Here is a 19,039-nt window from a genome sequence, read left to right as displayed (position 1 = left end):
CTGTACCCATTCGCGGGCGCTGCTTCGCGCTCGACGTCCTGCGGCTCATCGCGGGTTCTCCTCACCGCACCTGGCCGCAAGTGCCGGTTAGGGGACGCGCAATCGCGCGCGAGCCCCCGCTCCGGCGTCAATGCGTCTGACATGCTGCGCAGCGCAGCATATCCGATCAGCCTCGGTTCAAGGGTGGTCTGTGCGTCTGCAGCAGATCGCTCTCGATCAATCGTCGGCCCCAGAAACTGTCGGCCGACAGATTGACGTGCACCTCATTCATGCCCATGCAGATCGCGTTTCGCCACTGCTCGTGATTCTGCATCCGCTCGATGAAATTTGCCGTTTCACCGATGAAAAGCGGCGCGCGCTCTCCATCCGGCATACTGCGGACGAACACGTAGTTGAAATGCCCAGCCGCGAAAGGCGGCAGCTCCAGACACGAAAACGCCCAGTGCAAATGAAGCGCCCCGCTCACGCCCGGCCAATACACAGCCGGGATGCGCTCAACATTCTTTTGCGGAGCAAAGCCTTGCAGTCCCATAAAACCCCCGTAACACTCAGATTACGGATAACAGCCTAGCACATACAAGGAACATATCTAGAACAAAAATGGGCGATCACATGTGGATCGCGCGCTTTTCCACCGCCAGCGCTGCTTCCTTCACAGCTTCCGTTAGCGTCGGATGCGCATGACAGGTGCGCGCCAGATCCTCAGCCGAGCCGCCGAACTCCATTAGCACCGCAGCTTCAGCAATGATCTCCGACGCGTTGGCGCCCACCATGTGCACACCCAGCACCCGGTCCGTTGCCGCGTCCGCCAACACCTTCACGAAACCGTCCGTCTGCTTGTTGGCCTTCGCGCGACCGTTGGCGGTGAACGGGAACTTGCCAACGTTGTAGGCAACGCCCTCGGCTTTCAGCTCCTCCTCGGACTTGCCGACGCTCGCCACCTCCGGTGAGGTGTACACCACGGCCGGGATGATGCCGTAGTTCACATGGCCTGCCTCACCGGCGAGTAGTTCCGCCAGCGCGACGCCTTCATCCTCGGCCTTGTGCGCCAGCATCGGCCCCTTGATGACGTCGCCAATCGCGTAGATGCCGAGCACATTCGATTGATAATGCGCATCCACCTCGACACGGCCGCGCTTATCCAGCTGCACGCCCGCTTCACTCAGGCCCAGCCCGCGCGTGTATGGCACGCGCCCGATCGCCACCAGCACGACATCAGCCGCCAGCGTGTCGACGTCGCCGCCATCAGCCGGCTCAATGCTCACGAGCTGCGCCGCGCCGTTCTTCTTCACGCCGGTCACCTTGTGGCCCAGCCTGAACGCCATGCCCTGCTTTTCCAGAAGACGCTGCAGCTGCTTTGCCACCTCCAGATCGTTCCCCGGCAGAATGCGATCGAGATATTCAACCACCGTCACTTCCGAACCGAGTCGCCGCCACACCGAACCAAGCTCCAGCCCGATCACGCCCGCTCCGATAACCACCAGACGCTTCGGCACCTTTTCCAGCGACAGCGCGCCGGTGGATGACACGATTGCCTTCTCGTCGATCTCGATGCCGGGCAGCTGCGCGACATCCGAACCGGTCGCGATGACGATCGACGTCGCGTCGACCTCCTGCTGCTCGCCGTTGATGAATGTCACCTCGACACGGCCGGCGCCGAGGATGCGTCCCGTGCCGTGGAAATGATCGATCTTGTTCTTGCGCATCAGATAGGCGACGCCTTCGGTGTTGCCCTTCACCGCGTCGTCCTTGAAGGCCAGCATCTGAGCCAGATTCAGCTTCGGCTTCACCTCAATGCCCATGTCCGCAAAGGCGTGTCCGGCCTCGTCGTAAAGCTCCGACGCATGCAGCAGCGCCTTCGATGGAATGCAGCCGACATTGAGACACGTGCCGCCGAAGCGCGGACGCTTTTCAACGATGGCCACTTTCATTCCAAGCTGGCTGGCGCGAATGGCGCACACGTAGCCGCCCGGCCCTGCTCCGATCACGATCAGATCATAGGTTGCCACGGCACTTCTCCGTTCAAGAACCAAGCGATAGCGGCGCGCTGAAAGCCCATACGTATCCGAATGGATCGCGCACCCGCGCATAGCGCATCACCCAGAATGTGTCGGCGGGCGGTGCGGTAACGACAGCACCGGCGGCAACCGCGCGCGCAACCGCGCCGTCCACTTCCAGCGGCGATGAAAGATTGACTTGCACCGTCACGCAGCCCATCGCTTCGGCAGCGCCGGGCGCGACATCCGAGATGAACTCGGGGAAATGATCGGACAGCATGAAGTGGCCGCCGAATACCGACAGCGCAGCGTGCTGCACACGCGCGCCATCTTCGGCCATTTCCCTGTAGGTGACTTTGGCACTGAAGGCCTTCTCGTAAAACGCCAGCGCCGCGCTGGCATCTGCCACCGTGAGATAAACTTCAATCGAAGAAATCGTGCCTTCCTCCGCCATGCCGGGAGCTCCCACGACTCCAGAGCCGTTCCGTTGCCGAAATAGCTTCTAAAGCTCCAACAGAAAACGCTGCGGATCTTCGAGGCACTCTTTGACACGAACAAGGAAAGCCACGGCCTCTTTGCCGTCAACAATGCGGTGATCGTAGCTTAGCGCCAGATACATCATCGGCCGCGCCACAATCTGGCCATCGCGCACCACCGCGCGCTCCTCGATGCGGTGCATACCGAGAATGCCCGACTGCGGCGCATTGAGGATCGGCGTCGACATCATCGAGCCATAAACCCCGCCGTTGGTGATGGTGAAGGTGCCGCCCTGCATTTCATCGATGGAGAGCTTGCCGTCGCGCGCGCGCTTACCGAAATCGGAAATCTGCGCCTCGATCTCAGCGAAGCTCATGCGATCTGCTTCACGCACCACCGGCACCACAAGGCCGCGGTCGGTGCCGACCGCAACGCCGATATGGTAGTAATTTTTGTAGATGATCTCATCGCCGTCGATCTCGGCGTTGACGGCAGGAATTTCCTTCAGCGCCTGCAAACACGCCTTCACGAAGAAGCCCATGAAGCCCAACTTCACGCCGTGCCGCTTCTCGAACAGATCCTTGTAGCGCGCGCGCAGCTCCATAACCGCGCCCATGTCGACATCATTGAATGTCGTGAGCATTGCAGCGGTGTTCTGCGCATCCTTCAGCCGCTGCGCGATGGTCTGGCGCAAACGCGTCATCCGCACGCGTTCTTCGCGCGCCGCATCGTTGGCTGTGGATGGGATGCGCAGGTTCTGAGCCGGCACCGGCATCGGCGCAAATGCACGCGATGGAGCCAGTCCGGGGCTGGATTGGAACGCCGGCGCAGCAGAAGCTTTAATATCGCCTTGCGATGAAGTGCCGGGGGCCGCCGCGGCCGTCGACGCAGCCTTCACAGCGTCTTCCTTCAGAACCTGGCCGCGCTTGCCGCTGCCTGCTACGTCAGCAGCGTCGATACCGGCTTCAGCAAGATGCTTGCGCGCGGCCGGGCTAGGCGGCGCAGCGCCTTCAGATGACCTGCTCGGCTCGGCGCCACCATTTGACGCCGCTGCAGCCGGAGCAGGCTTGTCCTTTTTCTCTTTCTTGGGCTCGCTCTTCGTCTCGGCGGCCGACGCCCCGGCGCCTTCACCGATCAGACCGAGCAACGCGCCAACCGCAACCGTCTCGCCTTCCTTCGCGGCGTGATCGCCCAGCACTCCGGCCGTCGGCGCGGGAACCTCAACCGTTACCTTGTCGGTCTCAAGCTCAACCAGCGGCTCGTCAACTTTCACCGCGTCGCCCGGCTTCTTGAACCACTTGCCGACGATAGCCTCGGTTACGCTCTCGCCCAGAGCCGGAACACGAATTTCCGTTGCCATCGTCCCTCTCGCTTAATTCCGGGCGCCGCGCCCGATGTGATTTCTTTGCTCAGAATAAACGCATCGGCAGGCTAGGCGCGATCCATCATTAGCATAACGGCCGCTCAGCTTGAGCCGCCCGTCAATGCCGCCTGCACCAGTGTCTTCTGTTCGTTGAGGTGCTTGGAAAGCTGCCCTGTCGCCGTCGATGCTGACGCTGGTCGCCCTGCGTATGTCGGGCGACGATGCTGCGCCTCGATCCGCTCCAGCACCCACTCGATATTCGGTTCGATGAAGCTCCACGCGCCCATGTTGCGCGGCTCTTCCTGACACCACACAAACTCCGCGTTCGGGAAGCGGCCAAGCTCATTCATCAGCGCGCGCGCCGGGAACGGATAGAGCTGCTCCACCCGCAGCAGATAGACATCATCGATGCCTTGCGCCTCACGCGCATCGTAAAGGTCGTAATAGACTTTGCCCGTGCTCATCACCACGCGCCGGATCTTGTTGTCCGGCACCAGCTTGATCTTTCCATCATGCGCGCGCTGCGCATCGTCCCACAGCAGGCGATGGAAGCTGGTGCCCGGCCCCATCTCATCAAGGTTCGACACCACGCGCTTGTGGCGCAGCAATGACTTCGGCGTCATCAGAATCAGCGGCTTGCGGAACTTGCGCTTCATCTGCCGGCGCAGAATATGGAAGTAGTTTGCAGGCGTCGTGACGTTAGCCACCTGCCAGTTGTCTTCGGCGCAAAGTTGCAGATAGCGCTCCAGCCGCGCGGAAGAATGCTCTGGCCCCTGACCTTCATAGCCATGCGGCAGCAGACACACGAGGCCGGACATACGCAGCCACTTGCGCTCGGCCGACGAAATGAACTGATCGAACACCACCTGCGCGCCGTTGGCGAAATCGCCGAACTGCGCTTCCCACATCACCAGCGCATTCGGCTCAGCCAGCGAATAGCCGTACTCGAAGCCTAGCACCGCTTCTTCGGACAGCATCGAGTTGATGACTTCAAACCTGGCCTGATCGTTCGCCACATGCTTCAGCGGCGTCCAGCGGCGCTCGGTGTCCTGATCGATCAGCACCGAATGGCGTTGCGAGAACGTGCCGCGCTCTGAATCCTGCCCCGAAAGACGTACGGGGACACCCTCATTCAGCAGCGAGCCGAACGCCAGATGCTCCGCCATTGCCCAATCGATGCCGGTGCCGCTGTCGACCATCTCCCGACGGCGATCCAGCAGACGGCGCACCACCTTGTGGGCGTTGAAGTCGGGCGGAATAGATGTGATGCGCCGGCCGATGATGCGCAGACGCTCAAGATCAACGCCGGTTTCGCCGCGACGTTCGTCATCGCCCGCAACGCCCATGCCCGACCAGCGGCCATCCAGCCAATCCGCCTTGTTAGGCAGAAAGCCGTCAGCGGTTGCGAATTCCTGCTCCAGATGGGTGCGGAAGGCAGCCTGCATCTGCTGACTTTCCTCGCGCGGAACAACGCCTTCCTCGTCCAGCTTGTTGGCGTAGATTTCCGTGACGGTCGGATGTCCCTTGATCGCCTTGTACATCAACGGCTGTGTGAACATCGGCTCGTCGGCCTCGTTGTGGCCGTAGCGCCGATAGCAGAACATGTCGATGACAACCGGCTTCTGGAACTTCTGCCGGAACTCGGTCGCGATCTTGGCGACATGCACCACCGCTTCAGGGTCATCGCCGTTCACGTGAAAGATCGGCGCTTCGATGATCTTCGCCACATCCGAGCAATAGGGCGATGAGCGCGAGTGGCGTGGATTGGTAGTGAAGCCGATCTGATTGTTGATGATGAAATGGATCGAGCCGCCGGTGCGGTGCCCCTTCAGTCCGGATAGCCCGAAGCATTCGGCCACCACGCCCTGCCCCGCGAACGCTGCGTCGCCATGGATGAGCAACGGCATCACAGGCGTACGTTCGCCGGTCTTGCAGCCGCGCTGATCCTGCTTGGCGCGCACCTTGCCCAGCACCACAGGATCGACGATCTCAAGATGCGAGGGGTTGGCGGTCAGCGAAAGATGCACGTCGTTGCCGTCGAACGAACGATCCGACGACGCGCCGAGGTGGTATTTGACGTCGCCCGAGCCTTCCACGTCGTCAGGCTTGAACGAACCGCCCTTGAACTCATGGAAAATGGCGCGATGCGGCTTGGCCATCACGTTGCCGAGCACGTTGAGCCGGCCGCGATGGGCCATGCCGATGATGATTTCCTTCACCCCGAGCTGGCCGCCGCGCTTGATGATCTGCTCCAGCGCCGGCGCGATCGCCTCGCCGCCGTCGATGCCGAAGCGCTTGGTGCCGGTGTATTTCACCTCGCAGAACTTCTCGAAGGTCTCGGCCTCGATCAGCTTGTTGAGAATGGCGCGCTTGCCCTCGGGCGTGAAGCGGATGTCCTTCTCGTCGCCCTCAATGCGGTTCTGGATCCATGCCCGCTGCGTCGGGCTGGTGATGTGCATGTACTGCACGCCGATGTGCCGGCAGTAGGTGCGGCGCAGGATGCGCAGGATCTGGCGCATCGTTGCTGTCTCAAGGCCCAGCACGCGATCGATGAAGATCGGCCGGTCGAGATCGGCGTCAGTGAAACCGTATGTTTCCGGCTTGAGGTCGCGGTGCACCTTGCGGTCGGCCAGCCCCAGCGGATCGAGGTCGGCGGCCAGATGGCCCATCACGCGGTAAGCGCGGATCAGCTGCAGGGCGCGGATGGAATCCTGCGTCGCCCGCAACGAAGCGGCCGGAGACATCTCAAAGCCCATCTGATGGGCCTTGGCCTGGATACCGTTGCGGATGGAGCGCTCGGTCGCCTCGTACTCGCCGGCTAGCGCACTGACGAGTTCATCGCTGCCGTTTTCCAGCAGCTCCGGTGCTGGCAGCCCCCACGAAGGACCACGCTCGGCCTCGCGGGCGCCGGCGTGCTCTTCCTTGAGGCTATCGAAAAAGTGCCGCCACTCATCACTTACCGAGCCGGGGTTACGCTCGTACTCGGCCTGCATCTCCTCCACATAGGCCGCGTTTGCGCCGCCGAGGAAGGATGTCCGCAGAAAAGCTTCATTGAGTGGATTGCGCGCCATTTGCTGCTCTCAACAACTGTCGATGCAGCATAGGTTGGCGCGCAATGCCAAATTCAAGGTTATTGGCGCCGGCTGCACTGACAAATTATATGCAGTGCAGCATACGCCAATTCTAGAGGCTTTCCAGCTCGATCAGCCTTTGATCGCGCCCAGAAGCGTCGTACCAAGGGCGGATGGACTCGGCGCAATCGCTATGCCTGCCGAGCGCATTGCTTCGAACTTGTCTTCAGCCTTGCCCTTGCCGCCCGAGATGATGGCGCCTGCGTGGCCCATGCGGCGTCCCGGAGGTGCGGTCGAACCGGCGATAAAGCCAGCCATCGGCTTGGAACGGCCCTTCTTGGCTTCCGACTTGATGAACTCAGCGGCTTCTTCTTCAGCCGAGCCACCGATTTCACCGATCAAGATGATCGAGTCCGTATCGGGATCGCCGAGGAACAGCTCCAGCACCTCGATAAACTCAAGGCCCTTCACCGGATCGCCGCCGATGCCAACGGCCGTGGACTGGCCGAGATCGACGTCGGACGTCTGCTTCACCGCCTCATAGGTCAGCGTGCCGGAGCGCGACACGATGCCGACGCGGCCTGGCTTGAAGATGTTGCCTGGCATGATGCCGATCTTGCACTGGTTCGGCGTCAGGATGCCGGGGCAGTTCGGACCGAGCAGGCGCGAGCCCGAACCCGTCAGCGCACGCTTCACCTTGACCATGTCCAGCACCGGGATGCCCTCGGTGATGGCGACGATGAACGGGAAGCCCGCATCGATGGCTTCAAGGATGGCGTCAGCCGCGAACGGCGGCGGCACATATATAGATGTCGCGTCAGCGCCGGTGACCGCGCGAGCCTCGGCGGCCGAGTTGAACATCGGCACATCGGCCAGCTCGGCGTCGGGATGCTTCGAGCCGCCCTTGCCGGGCGTTACGCCGCCAACGATCTGCGTGCCGTAGGCTTTCGCCTGCTTGGTGTGGAACGTGCCCTGGGCACCGGTAATGCCCTGACAGATGACTTTGGTGTTTTTGTCTACAAGAATTGCCATGTCGTCGTCGCCTGTTGCGACCGAGCTCTACTGCGCTCTGCCGCCCTGTTTAAGGCCCATATTCTCTCTGCATTGAGACAGACTTATCTGGGCGATTAGCTCAATCGAACTGAGGCGCAGATGACCCGCGCCCCGGCTCAACCGTTCGATTTCAAGCGGCTTCCTTGACTGCAGCGGTGATCTTCTCCGCCGCGTCGCCCAGGTTGTCGGCAGGGGTGATCTTGAGGCCGCTCTCGGCCAGGATCTTCTTGCCCAGCTCAACGTTGGTGCCCTCAAGGCGCACAACGAGCGGCACCGTGATTTCCATCTCGCGGGCAGCTGCCACAACGCCTTCCGCGATGATATCGCAGCGCATGATGCCGCCGAAGATGTTGACCAGGATGCCCTTCACGGACGGGTCCGAAAGGATGATCTTGAATGCGGCCTGCACCTTTTCCTTGGAGGCGCCGCCACCGACGTCGAGGAAGTTCGCGGGCTCCTCGCCGCACAGCTTGATGATGTCCATCGTCGCCATGGCGAGACCGGCACCGTTGACCATGCAGCCGATCGAACCGTCGAGCTTCACATAGGAGAGGTCATACTTCGAAGCCTCGACCTCGGCCGGATCTTCTTCCGTCAGGTCGCGCATTTCCATCACGTCGGGGTGACGGTAGAGCGCATTGGAATCGAAGCTGAACTTGGCGTCGAGACATGAAAGCTCGCCACCCTTGGTAACGATCAGCGGGTTGATCTCCAGCATGCTCATGTCCTTGTCGAGCACCAGCTTGTAGAGATCACCGATCAGCTTCACGCACTGGCCGACCTGCTTGCCTTCAAGGCCAAGCGCGAAGGCGATGCGGCGGCCGTGGAATGCCTGATAGCCGCTGGCCGGGTCGATCGACACCGAGATGATCTTCTCGGGCGTATCGTGCGCGACCTGCTCGATGTCCATACCGCCGGCAGAGCTGGCGATGAACGCGATGCGCGAGGTGGCGCGATCGACCAGCGCCGAGAGATAAAGCTCGCGGTCGATGTCGACGCCTTCCGTCACGTAGACGCGGTTGACGACGCGGCCGTCAGCGCCGGTCTGCTCGGTCACCAGCGTGGCGCCCAGCATCTGCTCGGCGGCCTGCTCGATTTCCTCGCGCGACTTGGCGATGCGCACACCGCCCTTTTCGCCAGCCGAAGCTTCCTTGAAACGGCCTTTGCCGCGTCCACCGGCGTGGATCTGTGCCTTGATGACGTAAACCGGACCGGGAAGGCGCTGCACAGCCTCGCCTGCCTCTTTCACGTTGAAGGCAACGAAGCCTTTGGGTGCCGGAATGCCAAACTGCTCCAGCAGTTCTTTGGCCTGATGCTCATGGATGTTCATTCGATAGTCCTGCGTCGCGTTATAATATTAAAGCCTGCTTGGAGCTTAGGCTCCGAGTTGCGGAGCAATCTGGGTGCAGGCGTCGACGAGGCCCTTCACCGATTCCACCGATTTGATGAACATGGCGCGCTCAGCGGCGTTGAGATCGATCTCAACAATACGCTCTGCGCCGCCTGCTCCAAGGATCACCGGCACGCCGACATAGAGCCCCTTAACACCGTATTCGCCATTAAGGTATGCGGCACAGGGCAGGATGCGCTTTTTGTCCTTGAGATAGCTGTCGACCATTTCCAGCGCCGAGGCAGCCGGAGCATAGTAGGCCGAGCCGGTCTTCAGCAGGGCGACGATCTCGCCACCGCCCTTGCGGGTCCGATCGACGATCTCATCCAGGCGCTCCTGACGCATCCAGCCCATGCGGACGACGTCCGGCAGCGGAATGCCGGCAACCGTCGAATAACGCACCAGCGGCACCATCTCGTCACCATGGCCGCCCAGCACGAACGCCGAGACGTCTTCAACCGAAACGCCAAGCTCCGTCGCCAGGAAATGACGGAAACGCGACGAATCCAGCACGCCAGCCATGCCGACAACCATGTTGCGTGGCAGGCCCGAAGCCTTTTGCAGCGCCCACACCATGGCATCGAGCGGATTGGTGATAACGACGACGAATGCGTTGGGGGCGTACTTCTTGATGCCGGCGCCAACCTGCTCCATCACCTTGATATTGATGCCGATCAAGTCGTCGCGGCTCATGCCGGGCTTGCGCGGCACACCGGCGGTCACGATGCAGACATCGGCACCTTCGATGTCGGCATAGGCATTGGTGCCCTTGAGCTGGGAGTCGGAGCCTTCAACCGCGCCGGACTGGCACAGATCGAGGGCCTTGCCCTGCGGCATACCCTCCGCAATGTCGAAGATCACGACATCACCCATCTCTTTCAAGGAGATCAGGTGGGCGAGCGTCCCTCCGATCATGCCGCCGCCAATCAAGGCGATCTTAGTCCGCGCCATGCGATGCAAGCTCCCTCTTTATCTTAGGAAATTGATTTGTGTGGCGAACACCCGCAGTGCCAACGGGACGCCACAACTCCGTCACGAGTACGTTTAGACTAGGCCTCAGAGCAGGGAAAGCCCGACATTAGCTAAGCTTCCCAGTACTTTTTGGGTGCGCCGCAAAAAAGCTGGCGGAAGCTTTTCCTGGTCTTTGGAGGAACCTGAGCCAGTGCGCTGCACTGGATTGGGAGGGGAATTGCGACCGTCATTTATTGGCGCGTTGTCCGGCGGCACGGCGCTGCTCGTCGCAGCGTCCGCTTTTGCCGGAGACGGCTCGACATATCTTGGCTTCCGCCTGCTCGACATGGAGCAGAAGTCGGTGCGATGGCACACGCCGGTGCTCGGCAGTGGTGCAACGATCACCTACGCCTTCGTCACCGAGCCGATCACCTCCGAGGGCGCACGAAACTGCGCGCGCATGCAGCCGGCTGCCGTCGCCTATGCACACTCGGGCATCGCCGAGCGCGACTTCCGCAACGAAACCGCTGAAGCCTTCCGCATGTGGGAGAAGGTTGCCAACCTCACGTTCCGCGAAACCAGCGATCCTGCCGAAGCCAACATTCTCATCGGCGCACAGGCCGACCCCGTCGGCCGCGCTTTCACCAACGTGGCGCTGAAAGCCAGCGCGACGGACAATGGCGGCCTGACAACGGCATCCGCAGCGGCAAGCGGCAGCTCAGGCGACGCAGATCAACCGGCCACCAACAAAACCATCGGCCGTTCGCTCATTTGCCTCAACCCGGAGCAGCCGTGGAAGATCGGCTTCGATGGCCGTCTTCAGGTTTATGACCTGCGCTACACCATGGCCCACGAAATCGGCCATGCGATCGGGCTCGACCATCCGAGCGCTTCCGGCCAGCTCATGTCCTATCGCTATGATGAGCGTCACCAGGGCCTGCAACCGGGCGACATTGAAGGCGCGGTCACACTATATGGCGCGCGGCCGGCAACCGAAGTTTATGCCAACACGGACAGTTCAACCCAAGCTGAAGTGGCGCCCGATGCGGAAAACGGGCGGACGTTCGGCATTGGCGACACTGTAGCGGCGGCACCGCCGGAGACGGGCTCCATTACGCCGATCGCACCGGCAGCGGAGCCTGAGCCAGACAACAAGGCACGCTGATCATCCTGCGGGCATGCATCCGACGGCCTGCGTTGCCTGATGGTCCCGTCGTCCGCTGACAGCTCCCTCACCCCAACCGCCTGCACGAGAGCGAAGGGGCCATTCGCCGTCTCAGCCCTCGGCCTGGCCCGCTGCAATGCCATCGCCATCCCGCGTCGCGCCCCGCGAAGCGACATAGTCGGCGCTTCGCATCTCCATCAGGCGGGAAACCGTCCGCTCAAAAACCTTGGCGGTGACCGGGTCTTCACACAGGGCCTCGGGCTCTGCCGCAGCCGACGCGATCAGGCACACCTTATTGTCGTACAGCGTGTCGATCAGATTGATGAAGCGTCGGGAAACCTCGCGCCGGTCCCGATCCAGCCTCGGAATGCCGTCCACCACCACCGTGTGATACGTGTGCGCCAGCCGAAGATAGTCCACCGTACCCAACGGCGCTTCGCACAGGTCGTGGAACGAAAACCGGGCGATGCCCATGGCCGCCTGCGGCACCCGGAGCTGCCGTCCCTTCACGTCCAGCGTTTCAGCACACCCGCACTGATGCCCCGTCAGCCGATCCCAATGGGCATCGAGCTCCGCCGATGCGCGATCGTCGGCAGGACAGAAGTACAGCGGCAGTCCCGCAAGTCGCTCCAGCCGGTAATCGCGGGCCGATTGTAGCTCCGCAACATCCATATGCGCTTCAACCGAGGCGATGAACGGCAGGAACAGCTGGCGGTTCAGGCCCCTCTCATAGAGGGTTGCGGGCGTTGAGTTCGATGTGGCGACGACGACGATACCGCTGGCGAACAGATGTTCGAACAGACGGCCCAGGATCATGGCATCTGCAATGTCAGTTACCTGCAGCTCGTCGAAACACAGCAGCCGCGCCTCGCTGACGATGCTTTCGGCCACCACAGGCATCGGGTCGCCCGGATGCGTACGCCGCGCCACCGCAATGCGCTCATGTACGTCCGCCATGAACTCATGGAAGTGGCTGCGCCGCTTGGGTGCGAAGCTGACGGAATTATAGAACAGGTCCATCAGCATCGTCTTGCCGCGCCCGACCTCGCCGTGGACATAGAGCCCGCGCGGCGGCGACGCCTGCTTCCCGCGCCGGAGAAACGCCAACGGCCCGCGGCGCTCCGGCTTCCAGTCCCGCAATTGGCGCGCAAGCCGGTCCAGTAGTTCGGCAACGGCAAGTTGCGCCGGATCGGCCTCCAACAAGCCCGCACGAACCTTCGCCTGCAGTTGCTCCAACGGAAAAGCGGTCATTCGCCTCAAATTCTCCGCATCCACGAGCGGCGCGAAATTGCGCGCCGCGTCGGAATGTCACCAAGCCGATTTGATCGATAACACGGGGCCCCACCAGATCTGGCTAACGGGCAGGAATGGAAAAACACCATCATCGATCGCATATTTGTGCGGCGCAGTAGAAGCGTCGACGGCGCGTAAATCAAGTCATCCGGCAGCATACCGGATTTGCGAAACCGCTATGACCTTCAGAACCTGCACGCATTGGAGCAGAGGTAGTGTGATGGAAACCGGCCGAGTAAACCCAGGCACCATCCGTAAACTGTGGCCCAGCGAGGCGCGTAAGTTCCGCGATCATCTGCTGCGGCTCGACGCTGCCAGCCGCCATATGCGCTTTGCCCATGCGGTATCGGACTCATTCATCGAGAAGTACGCACACGACATCGGCGATGTTGGGAACGTCGTTTATGGCCTGTTCGACGGCGACGAGGTGAGGGCGGCCGCCGAACTGAAGACGATAGGCTCTGTCTGGGGTCTCGATGCCGAAGCGGCATTCTCCGTCGAACAACCTCTACAGGAACACGGCATCGGCACCGAACTGATGGGACGCGTGATCCGCGCCGCCCGCAACCGCGGCGTTAGAAACCTGCGTCTGGTCTGCCTCGCCGACAACGCCAAGATGCGATCCATCGCCAAACACTACGACGCTGACCTTCGGTTCGAGTACGGCGAGATCGTTGGCGAGATTGTTCCTCGCAGCCCGAACTATTTTTCACTGCTTGCGGAGGCGGTCGACGATCGCTTCGGCTTCATGATGGCGGTGCTCGACCTGCAATCACGCATCGTCAAAACAAACACCGATCTGCGTCGGCGCGACGTCATTTGATGCGCATTGTGTTGTCGAAGCGCGAAGCGTTTGCACGACGAAAACTGCAACAAGAGTCTTCACTCAATGGCGCATGGCATTCGAAATACGAGAAAAATGATGATTTCACGCAACACATGCGATTGAATGCGCATGCGTTAGCTTTCAATTTGCAATTTCGTGTCAACAAAATGTTCGAACTTGCACATGATTTTTTTAGTTCGAGTGATTCGGACTGAGAGAGATAGAAACAACGACGCCAGATAGAGAGAACTCCAATGGTCAAGAAAGCAGTTACTCGCAAAGTGAAGAAGGCTCCTGCCGCTCGCACCGCTGCAGCGAAGAAGCCAGCCGCAGCCCGCAAGACGACGGCTCGCAAGGCATCCGCCACTGCCCGCAAGACGGCTGCCGCCCGTAAGCCCGCCGCTGCTCGCAAGACGGCTGCCGCCCGTAAGCCCGCCGCCGCCCGCAAGACGGCTGCTGCCCGTAAGCCCGCCGCTGCTCGCAAGACGGCTGCTGCCCGTAAGCCGGCTGCTGCTAAGGCAACCACCGCTCGCAAGCCGGCTGTCCGCAAGGCCGCTGCAGCTCGTAAGCCTGCTGCTGCTGCTCGCAAGACCACTGCCCGTAAGACGACCGCTGCCCGCAAGCCGGCTGCTGCCAAGAAGACCCGTCGGGCCGCTGCTGCTGCCTAATTCAGGCATCAGACAAGGAATACGCGCCAGTTCCCCTCGTACCGCGCGAAGGTGAAGGCTTGGCCAACAAGCCGACCTCAGCCTTCAACACCTGTCAAAGACCGGTGGCAGCACCCGCTGCTCCGGTCTTATTTTTTTGCCGATCGGGATATCGCCGGGCCAGCTCCATGGACGGCCGCGCCGTCAGCTGCGGAAAAGCCGCTCAAAACACAATTAAGTTGCATTAACCATCATTGAAACATCGGCCCATTGCGCCATTAACCGGCAATAGCCGTTTCAGCCATTCTTACGGCCGGCGAAAAGCCCCCTTTTGCCATTCTCGTATGGACTTGAATTGGCCTGAAATAGGCGGGCGATTGAAGGGGCGCTGAGGCCGAAATGGCCCGCAGAAATGCCCCTATGCTGCGCTGCAATATCGACCAAGATAGCGAGCAAAAACGCCGAAAACTAAGGCTTTGCGGCCAGGTTCAGCCATTCCGGCAGCGAAGGAGCGCCAACACACAGGCCGCGCCCGCGGGTGCGCTGACTGACCATCCGACCACCGCGCTTTCCCTGCGGCTGTTGCTGTCCGCGTCGGCGGCCAGTCGGCATGCAGGCGCTGCGCGCGTGATGATGCGCGCCATCACGGATCGCGGCCCGACTGCGCACATGCATGCCGCCAACAAAAAAGGCAGCAGCCTTGCGGCTACTGCCTGCTCGCGATGGTGGGCGCGAGGAATAAAGAAAAGGCGCGTACCGCCTGACTATCAGACGCGACGCTCGACCATCAGCTTCTTCAGCTCCGCAATCGCCTTGGCGGGGTTGAGACCCTTCGGGCAAGCCTTGGTGCAGTTCAAAATCGTGTGGCAGCGATAGAGCCGGAATGGATCTTCCAGATTGTCCAGCCGCTCGCCGGTCGCCTCATCGCGCGAGTCCTGAACCCAGCGGAATGCCTGCAAAAGCGCGGCCGGACCGAGATAGCGATCCTGGTTCCACCAATAGCTTGGGCACGACGTTGAGCAGCACGCGCACAGGATGCACTCGTACAGACCGTCAAGCTTCTGCCGATCGGCATGCGACTGACGCCACTCCTTGGGCGGCGCCGGAGTATCGGTCTGCAGCCACGGTTCGATCAGCCGGTGCTGCGCGTAGAAGTTGGTCAGATCCGGGATGAGATCCTTCACCACTTCCATATGCGGCAGCGGGTAGACGCGCACCGGACCTTTGACGTCGTCATACCCCTTGAGGCACGCAAGCGTGTTGGTGCCGTCGATATTCATCGAGCACGAACCGCAAATGCCCTCACGGCACGAGCGCCGGAAGGTCAGCGTGGAATCGATCTCGTTCTTGATCTTGATAAGTGCGTCGAGCACCATCGGACCGCAGCGGTCGGTGTCCACCCAATAGGTGTCGACCCGCGGGTTCTCGTCGTCATCCGGGTTCCAGCGATAGATTTGGAACTCCTTCCACGACCCCTCGCCTTCCGGCTGGTTCCAGGTCTTTCCGCGCTGGACCTTGGAGTTTCTGGGGAGTGTGAAGTGGACCATATTATTGGGGCTTTCCTGCTGTCGGCAAATGCCACACCCGTCAGCCCCACATGACGCACCGCAAACGCTGATGTCAACGCTCGCTGGCGTCGCGTTTTAGTAGCAAAAACCTGACCCGCAGAGTTGGCTATTCCGGCCGGCAGCGCTTCAGTTCACGCACCAGAAGCGTCAGCCGCGCAGCCACGTCGGCACCGGTGTCCACCGACGTCTTCAGCGTCGCGCGCGATTGGATCAGCTGATTAAGCCGATCCTGCTGTTCACCGAAGCCATAGAACAGCTCTTCCGGTGCCTCGATCTCTCCATCCTCAACCGCCGACATCACGTCAAAGGCGTTCTGGGAAGCCAGCACCAGCATCGATGCCACATCATTGATGAGCTGCTGAAAAAGCCGTGCCGCATCGGGGCCAACGCGCGGTCCATGCACACCGAACTTCAACGGTGAAGATGCCGGGGCGCCTTCGCCCGCGAAAAGGCGCGGATTGCGTTGGAAGCGCCGAAAGATCTCCAGCAGCCCAAGACAGCAGGTTTCAAGATCCCGCAACGCGGTGGCCGCCTTGCGCTTGGAACGGCTGCGATCCGGTGTGCGCTCCTGCGCCGCCCAGTTGATCGTGGCAATGGAAGCAATTGCGCCCAGTGCAGCCAGCGCCGGTAGCACCGCTGTGAACGGATCAGGTGCCAGCCGCGTTTCGCTAGCGGCCTCAGCAGGGCGTGGCTGAGCCTGCGGTTCGACGGCGACTTCGGCTGCGACAGCCTTCGGTTCATCAGGCGTCTTCACGGCCGGGGCCCGGATCGGTAGGTCTTGTTCTGTCTCACGCGCTGCAGCTTCCTCTTGAACGCTGCCCTTTTTTAAATGCCGCAGCGCCTTAGGCAAAGTGGGAACAGCCCGACGCAGCAGGGACAAGCTTCCGTCACGCCCGCCAATCTGCGGCAAGGTAGAATTGGGATCGGGCTGCTGCCTGTCACCGCGAAACAGCCAGAAACCGCCTTTTGACCCGCTTCTTGAAAGAGTATCGACCAATGGCTTTCCCCGCGACACCCGCTCTGACGACCGATTGTGTCGTTTTTGACGACCAGCGACGCGTTCTTCTAATTCAACGCGCCAACGAACCGTTCCGTGGTGGATATGCGCTTCCCGGCGGCTTCGTCGACATCGGCGAGCGTGTCGATGATGCGTGCCGCCGCGAACTACACGAAGAAACGGGCCTTGAGATCCCTGTCGACCAGCTACGTCTGGTCGGTGTCTATTCCGATCCGAAGCGCGACCCGCGCGGGCATACCTGCTCGGTCGCCTACCTCACCCAGACAAGAAACACACCCGTGAAGGGCGGCGATGATGCCGCCAGTGCCGAGTGGGTTGCGAATTGGCGCGAACTGCAGCTCGCCTTCGATCACGCTCAGATCATTTCAGATGCCGAACGCCTGCTGCTTCAGGGGCCATCAACTAACTCGGAACCGGAGCGATAACCGCGGCACGTCGATGCGCCATGCAGCAATGATCAATGGGCGAATTGGTTCAACGCATTCGTCCGGATTCAGCGTCCGCCGCCAATGAAGCCCGGCACACCTGCGTCCAGGCACGTCATCTCGACGCGAATATCGGTGAACAGAAAGCGGCAAAGCTCTTTCTTGTGGTTGGGATTGTTGCGGATCGCCGCGAACGAGGTTTTGAAGCCGCGCGAGTTGGCCACTTCAAACAGCAGCTTGTCCTGACAATAGGGCGTCGGCGTCCAGTTGCCGGAGATGTTCTGGTTGCCGTCACGGCATTTGATAGCTGCGTTTGCCGGCATCGCCATCGGCGTCACGATGAAAAATGCCGCTGCAGCAACGGCCAGTCTGAGCCGCAGAGCCTTCATACAGACACCTCCGGAAAGCGCTTGTCTCCGGCAGGAAAACCGCTGCCAGTGATTCGCAATCGAATTTAGAGGCGTTTGGACGGCAAGGGAACGGGTGCAACAGCACACCTGGAGGGCAACAGCGCTACTGTTGCCCTCCGGCGTCTACTGCGAAGCAAGTCCCGAGCGCGATCGCTTTTCTCCGAATCACCTTCGGCCGATCGGCTCTACCCTTTATTCTTAGACCGATGATTCACGCTTCCGACTGATAGGGTCCGAAGCGATCATGGTCTGTCGCCAATCATTGCAGCTTGGCCGGCTTGAGATCCTTGGAGTCGATCATCTCAGCCGCAGGCTGCGAAGTTGTAATAGCCCACTGACGAATTGACTGCCCTTTGCTGAAATCGATCTTCGTCAGATCGATAGCGCGCAGGTTGGGGTGGTCATACGTCTTCCAGTAGTAGACCAGATTGGCGTGGTCGCGGAAAACCGTCCAGAGCGTGTAGTCGCCGGCAACCGGTCCCTTGGTCGTCTTCGAGTAGTCGCGCACCATGCCTCTCGGAATGTCCACGCGGTTCATGATGTGCTGCGCCTGCGTCAGCGCCTCAGCTGAATTGGCCGGCTGAATGGCGAGGTGCGACGAGGCCACGGCCATGATGAAGCGCGACGGCGGGGTCGGATCACCTGGCAGGCCGTAAAGCCCCGAGCCCTGGCCCGTTCCCGTATAGGTCACGTTGCCAATCTTCTCAGGCCCGGCGTTCAGCGGCGACAGATAAACGTAGTTGCGCAGGTTCTGAATGTGCCAGTCATAGGTGGGCGAGTTGGTCAGCACGCCGACGGTGTTGTCGTAGACCTTCGCAGCGCCGCCCACATACTCGATCACGATGCTCTTGCCGGTTGCGTCGTGAATCGTGAAGTGCAGCGGAATGAACGAACCGAACTGCGGCATGCTCTCGCCCCAGACGGTCACACCATTGAGCGCTGCTTTCACTTCCTCAACCGTTTCGAAGTTGCTCAGCACCCAGTCGCCAAACAGCGCGTTCGAAAGCGCCTTCGCGCTGCCATCGGCCGGCACGTCCTGATACTTCGTCTCGCCCGGCAGATAGAGCGCGCCGAAGCCAAGGCCCTTTTCGTTCATGCCATCGGCCATCATCGATAGGTTGAACGCATTCATGCCGACGTAGCCGTACTTGCCCTTCCACGTCAGACCGTTGCCCTTCGGAGCAGGCGAAACCACCTCATTGCCGCGCGGCACGATCAGCAGCGCGCTTTCGAGGTCCATGCCGAAGTCCATCGTCCGCGAACTGAACGCGGAGCCATCCTTCGCCATCAGGCGCACGTCGGTGCAGGCGAGAGCGGGTGTCGATGCCATCAGGCCAGCGCAAAGCGTGGCCACGGCGCGCCGCAGCAGGGTGTGTTTCATCTTT

At 61.2% G+C, this 19,039-nt stretch carries 16 protein-coding genes and 1 pseudogene; 4 read left to right on the top strand and 13 right to left on the bottom strand.

Going from position 1 to position 19,039, the window contains the following annotated elements:
* Positions 1–166: 166 nt before the first annotated feature.
* The 8 genes and pseudogenes from C6Y62_RS04245 to mdh all read right to left on the bottom strand — a co-directional run bounded on the left by C6Y62_RS04245 (position 167) and on the right by mdh (position 10,302).
* Positions 167–532 carry a hypothetical protein gene (locus tag C6Y62_RS04245; protein ID WP_173952882.1) on the bottom strand — a complete coding sequence of 122 codons (366 nt, stop codon included), beginning with the start codon at positions 530–532 and terminating at the stop codon, positions 167–169.
* A 76-nt stretch (positions 533–608) separates the two neighbouring features.
* Complete coding sequence (gene lpdA / locus C6Y62_RS04240; protein ID WP_173952881.1) at positions 609–2,009, bottom strand: dihydrolipoyl dehydrogenase; 1,401 nt, start codon at positions 2,007–2,009, stop codon at positions 609–611.
* Positions 2,010–2,022: 13 nt separating this feature from the next.
* The gene (locus C6Y62_RS04235; protein ID WP_173952880.1) at positions 2,023–2,451 is read right to left on the bottom strand and encodes a VOC family protein; all 429 of its coding nucleotides are present in this window, start codon (positions 2,449–2,451) and stop codon (positions 2,023–2,025) included.
* A gap of 48 nt (positions 2,452–2,499) precedes the next feature.
* Positions 2,500–3,834 (bottom strand): 2-oxoglutarate dehydrogenase complex dihydrolipoyllysine-residue succinyltransferase, encoded by a 1,335-nt coding sequence (gene odhB, locus C6Y62_RS04230; protein WP_173952879.1) that lies wholly within the window; start codon positions 3,832–3,834, stop codon positions 2,500–2,502.
* 104 nt (positions 3,835–3,938) lie between these two features.
* Positions 3,939–6,908: a 2-oxoglutarate dehydrogenase E1 component gene (locus C6Y62_RS04225; RefSeq protein WP_173952878.1), complete on the bottom strand. Its 2,970-nt coding sequence runs from the start codon at positions 6,906–6,908 to the stop codon at positions 3,939–3,941.
* Positions 6,909–7,040: 132 nt separating this feature from the next.
* Positions 7,041–7,940, bottom strand: a complete 900-nt coding sequence (gene sucD, locus C6Y62_RS04220; protein WP_173952877.1) for a succinate--CoA ligase subunit alpha — start codon at positions 7,938–7,940, stop codon at positions 7,041–7,043.
* 151 nt (positions 7,941–8,091) lie between these two features.
* A pseudogene (gene sucC, locus C6Y62_RS04215) lies at positions 8,092–9,297 on the bottom strand (ADP-forming succinate--CoA ligase subunit beta); the annotation flags it as partial.
* A 39-nt stretch (positions 9,298–9,336) separates the two neighbouring features.
* Complete coding sequence (gene mdh / locus C6Y62_RS04210) at positions 9,337–10,302, bottom strand: malate dehydrogenase (RefSeq protein WP_068459717.1); 966 nt, start codon at positions 10,300–10,302, stop codon at positions 9,337–9,339.
* 238 nt (positions 10,303–10,540) lie between these two features.
* Here mdh and C6Y62_RS04205 point away from each other — a divergent pair, with 238 nt between their 5' ends.
* The gene (locus tag C6Y62_RS04205) at positions 10,541–11,467 is read left to right on the top strand and encodes a matrixin family metalloprotease (RefSeq protein ID WP_173952875.1); all 927 of its coding nucleotides are present in this window, start codon (positions 10,541–10,543) and stop codon (positions 11,465–11,467) included.
* 111 nt (positions 11,468–11,578) lie between these two features.
* Here the strand turns inward: C6Y62_RS04205 and zapE are convergent, their stop codons facing one another.
* Positions 11,579–12,718, bottom strand: a complete 1,140-nt coding sequence (gene zapE, locus C6Y62_RS04200; RefSeq protein ID WP_173952874.1) for a cell division protein ZapE — start codon at positions 12,716–12,718, stop codon at positions 11,579–11,581.
* A gap of 262 nt (positions 12,719–12,980) precedes the next feature.
* On the opposite strand from zapE, the gene C6Y62_RS04195 reads away from it, so the two are divergent.
* Positions 12,981–13,583, top strand: coding sequence for a GNAT family N-acetyltransferase (locus C6Y62_RS04195; protein ID WP_068459722.1), 603 nt, complete (start codon positions 12,981–12,983; stop codon positions 13,581–13,583).
* Between the two features lie 257 nt (positions 13,584–13,840).
* The gene (locus C6Y62_RS04190; RefSeq protein WP_173952873.1) at positions 13,841–14,254 is read left to right on the top strand and encodes a histone H1 protein; all 414 of its coding nucleotides are present in this window, start codon (positions 13,841–13,843) and stop codon (positions 14,252–14,254) included.
* 746 nt (positions 14,255–15,000) lie between these two features.
* On the opposite strand, the gene C6Y62_RS04185 is transcribed toward C6Y62_RS04190, so the two are convergent.
* Together C6Y62_RS04185 and C6Y62_RS04180 are read right to left on the bottom strand one after the other, a co-directional pair.
* A complete protein-coding gene (locus C6Y62_RS04185; RefSeq protein WP_173952872.1) occupies positions 15,001–15,780 on the bottom strand; it encodes a succinate dehydrogenase iron-sulfur subunit in 780 nt (259 codons plus the stop codon).
* Positions 15,781–15,907: 127 nt separating this feature from the next.
* On the bottom strand, positions 15,908–16,555 hold the full coding sequence (locus C6Y62_RS04180) for a hypothetical protein (RefSeq protein ID WP_338074302.1): 648 nt from the start codon (positions 16,553–16,555) through the stop codon (positions 15,908–15,910).
* Between the two features lie 242 nt (positions 16,556–16,797).
* Between C6Y62_RS04180 and C6Y62_RS04175 the strand changes: the two genes are divergently transcribed.
* Complete coding sequence (locus tag C6Y62_RS04175) at positions 16,798–17,244, top strand: NUDIX domain-containing protein (protein WP_173952871.1); 447 nt, start codon at positions 16,798–16,800, stop codon at positions 17,242–17,244.
* 68 nt (positions 17,245–17,312) lie between these two features.
* On the opposite strand, the gene C6Y62_RS04170 is transcribed toward C6Y62_RS04175, so the two are convergent.
* Together C6Y62_RS04170 and C6Y62_RS04165 are read right to left on the bottom strand one after the other, a co-directional pair.
* Positions 17,313–17,633: a hypothetical protein gene (locus C6Y62_RS04170; RefSeq protein ID WP_068459732.1), complete on the bottom strand. Its 321-nt coding sequence runs from the start codon at positions 17,631–17,633 to the stop codon at positions 17,313–17,315.
* Between the two features lie 280 nt (positions 17,634–17,913).
* Complete coding sequence (locus C6Y62_RS04165; protein ID WP_173952870.1) at positions 17,914–19,035, bottom strand: linear amide C-N hydrolase; 1,122 nt, start codon at positions 19,033–19,035, stop codon at positions 17,914–17,916.
* Positions 19,036–19,039: the final 4 nt, after the last annotated feature.

This window comes from Hyphomicrobium sulfonivorans (genome assembly GCF_013306565.1).
In the GTDB taxonomy this organism is placed as follows: domain Bacteria; phylum Pseudomonadota; class Alphaproteobacteria; order Rhizobiales; family Hyphomicrobiaceae; genus Hyphomicrobium_A; species Hyphomicrobium_A sulfonivorans.
This window is presented reverse-complemented; position numbering and strand designations above follow the sequence as displayed.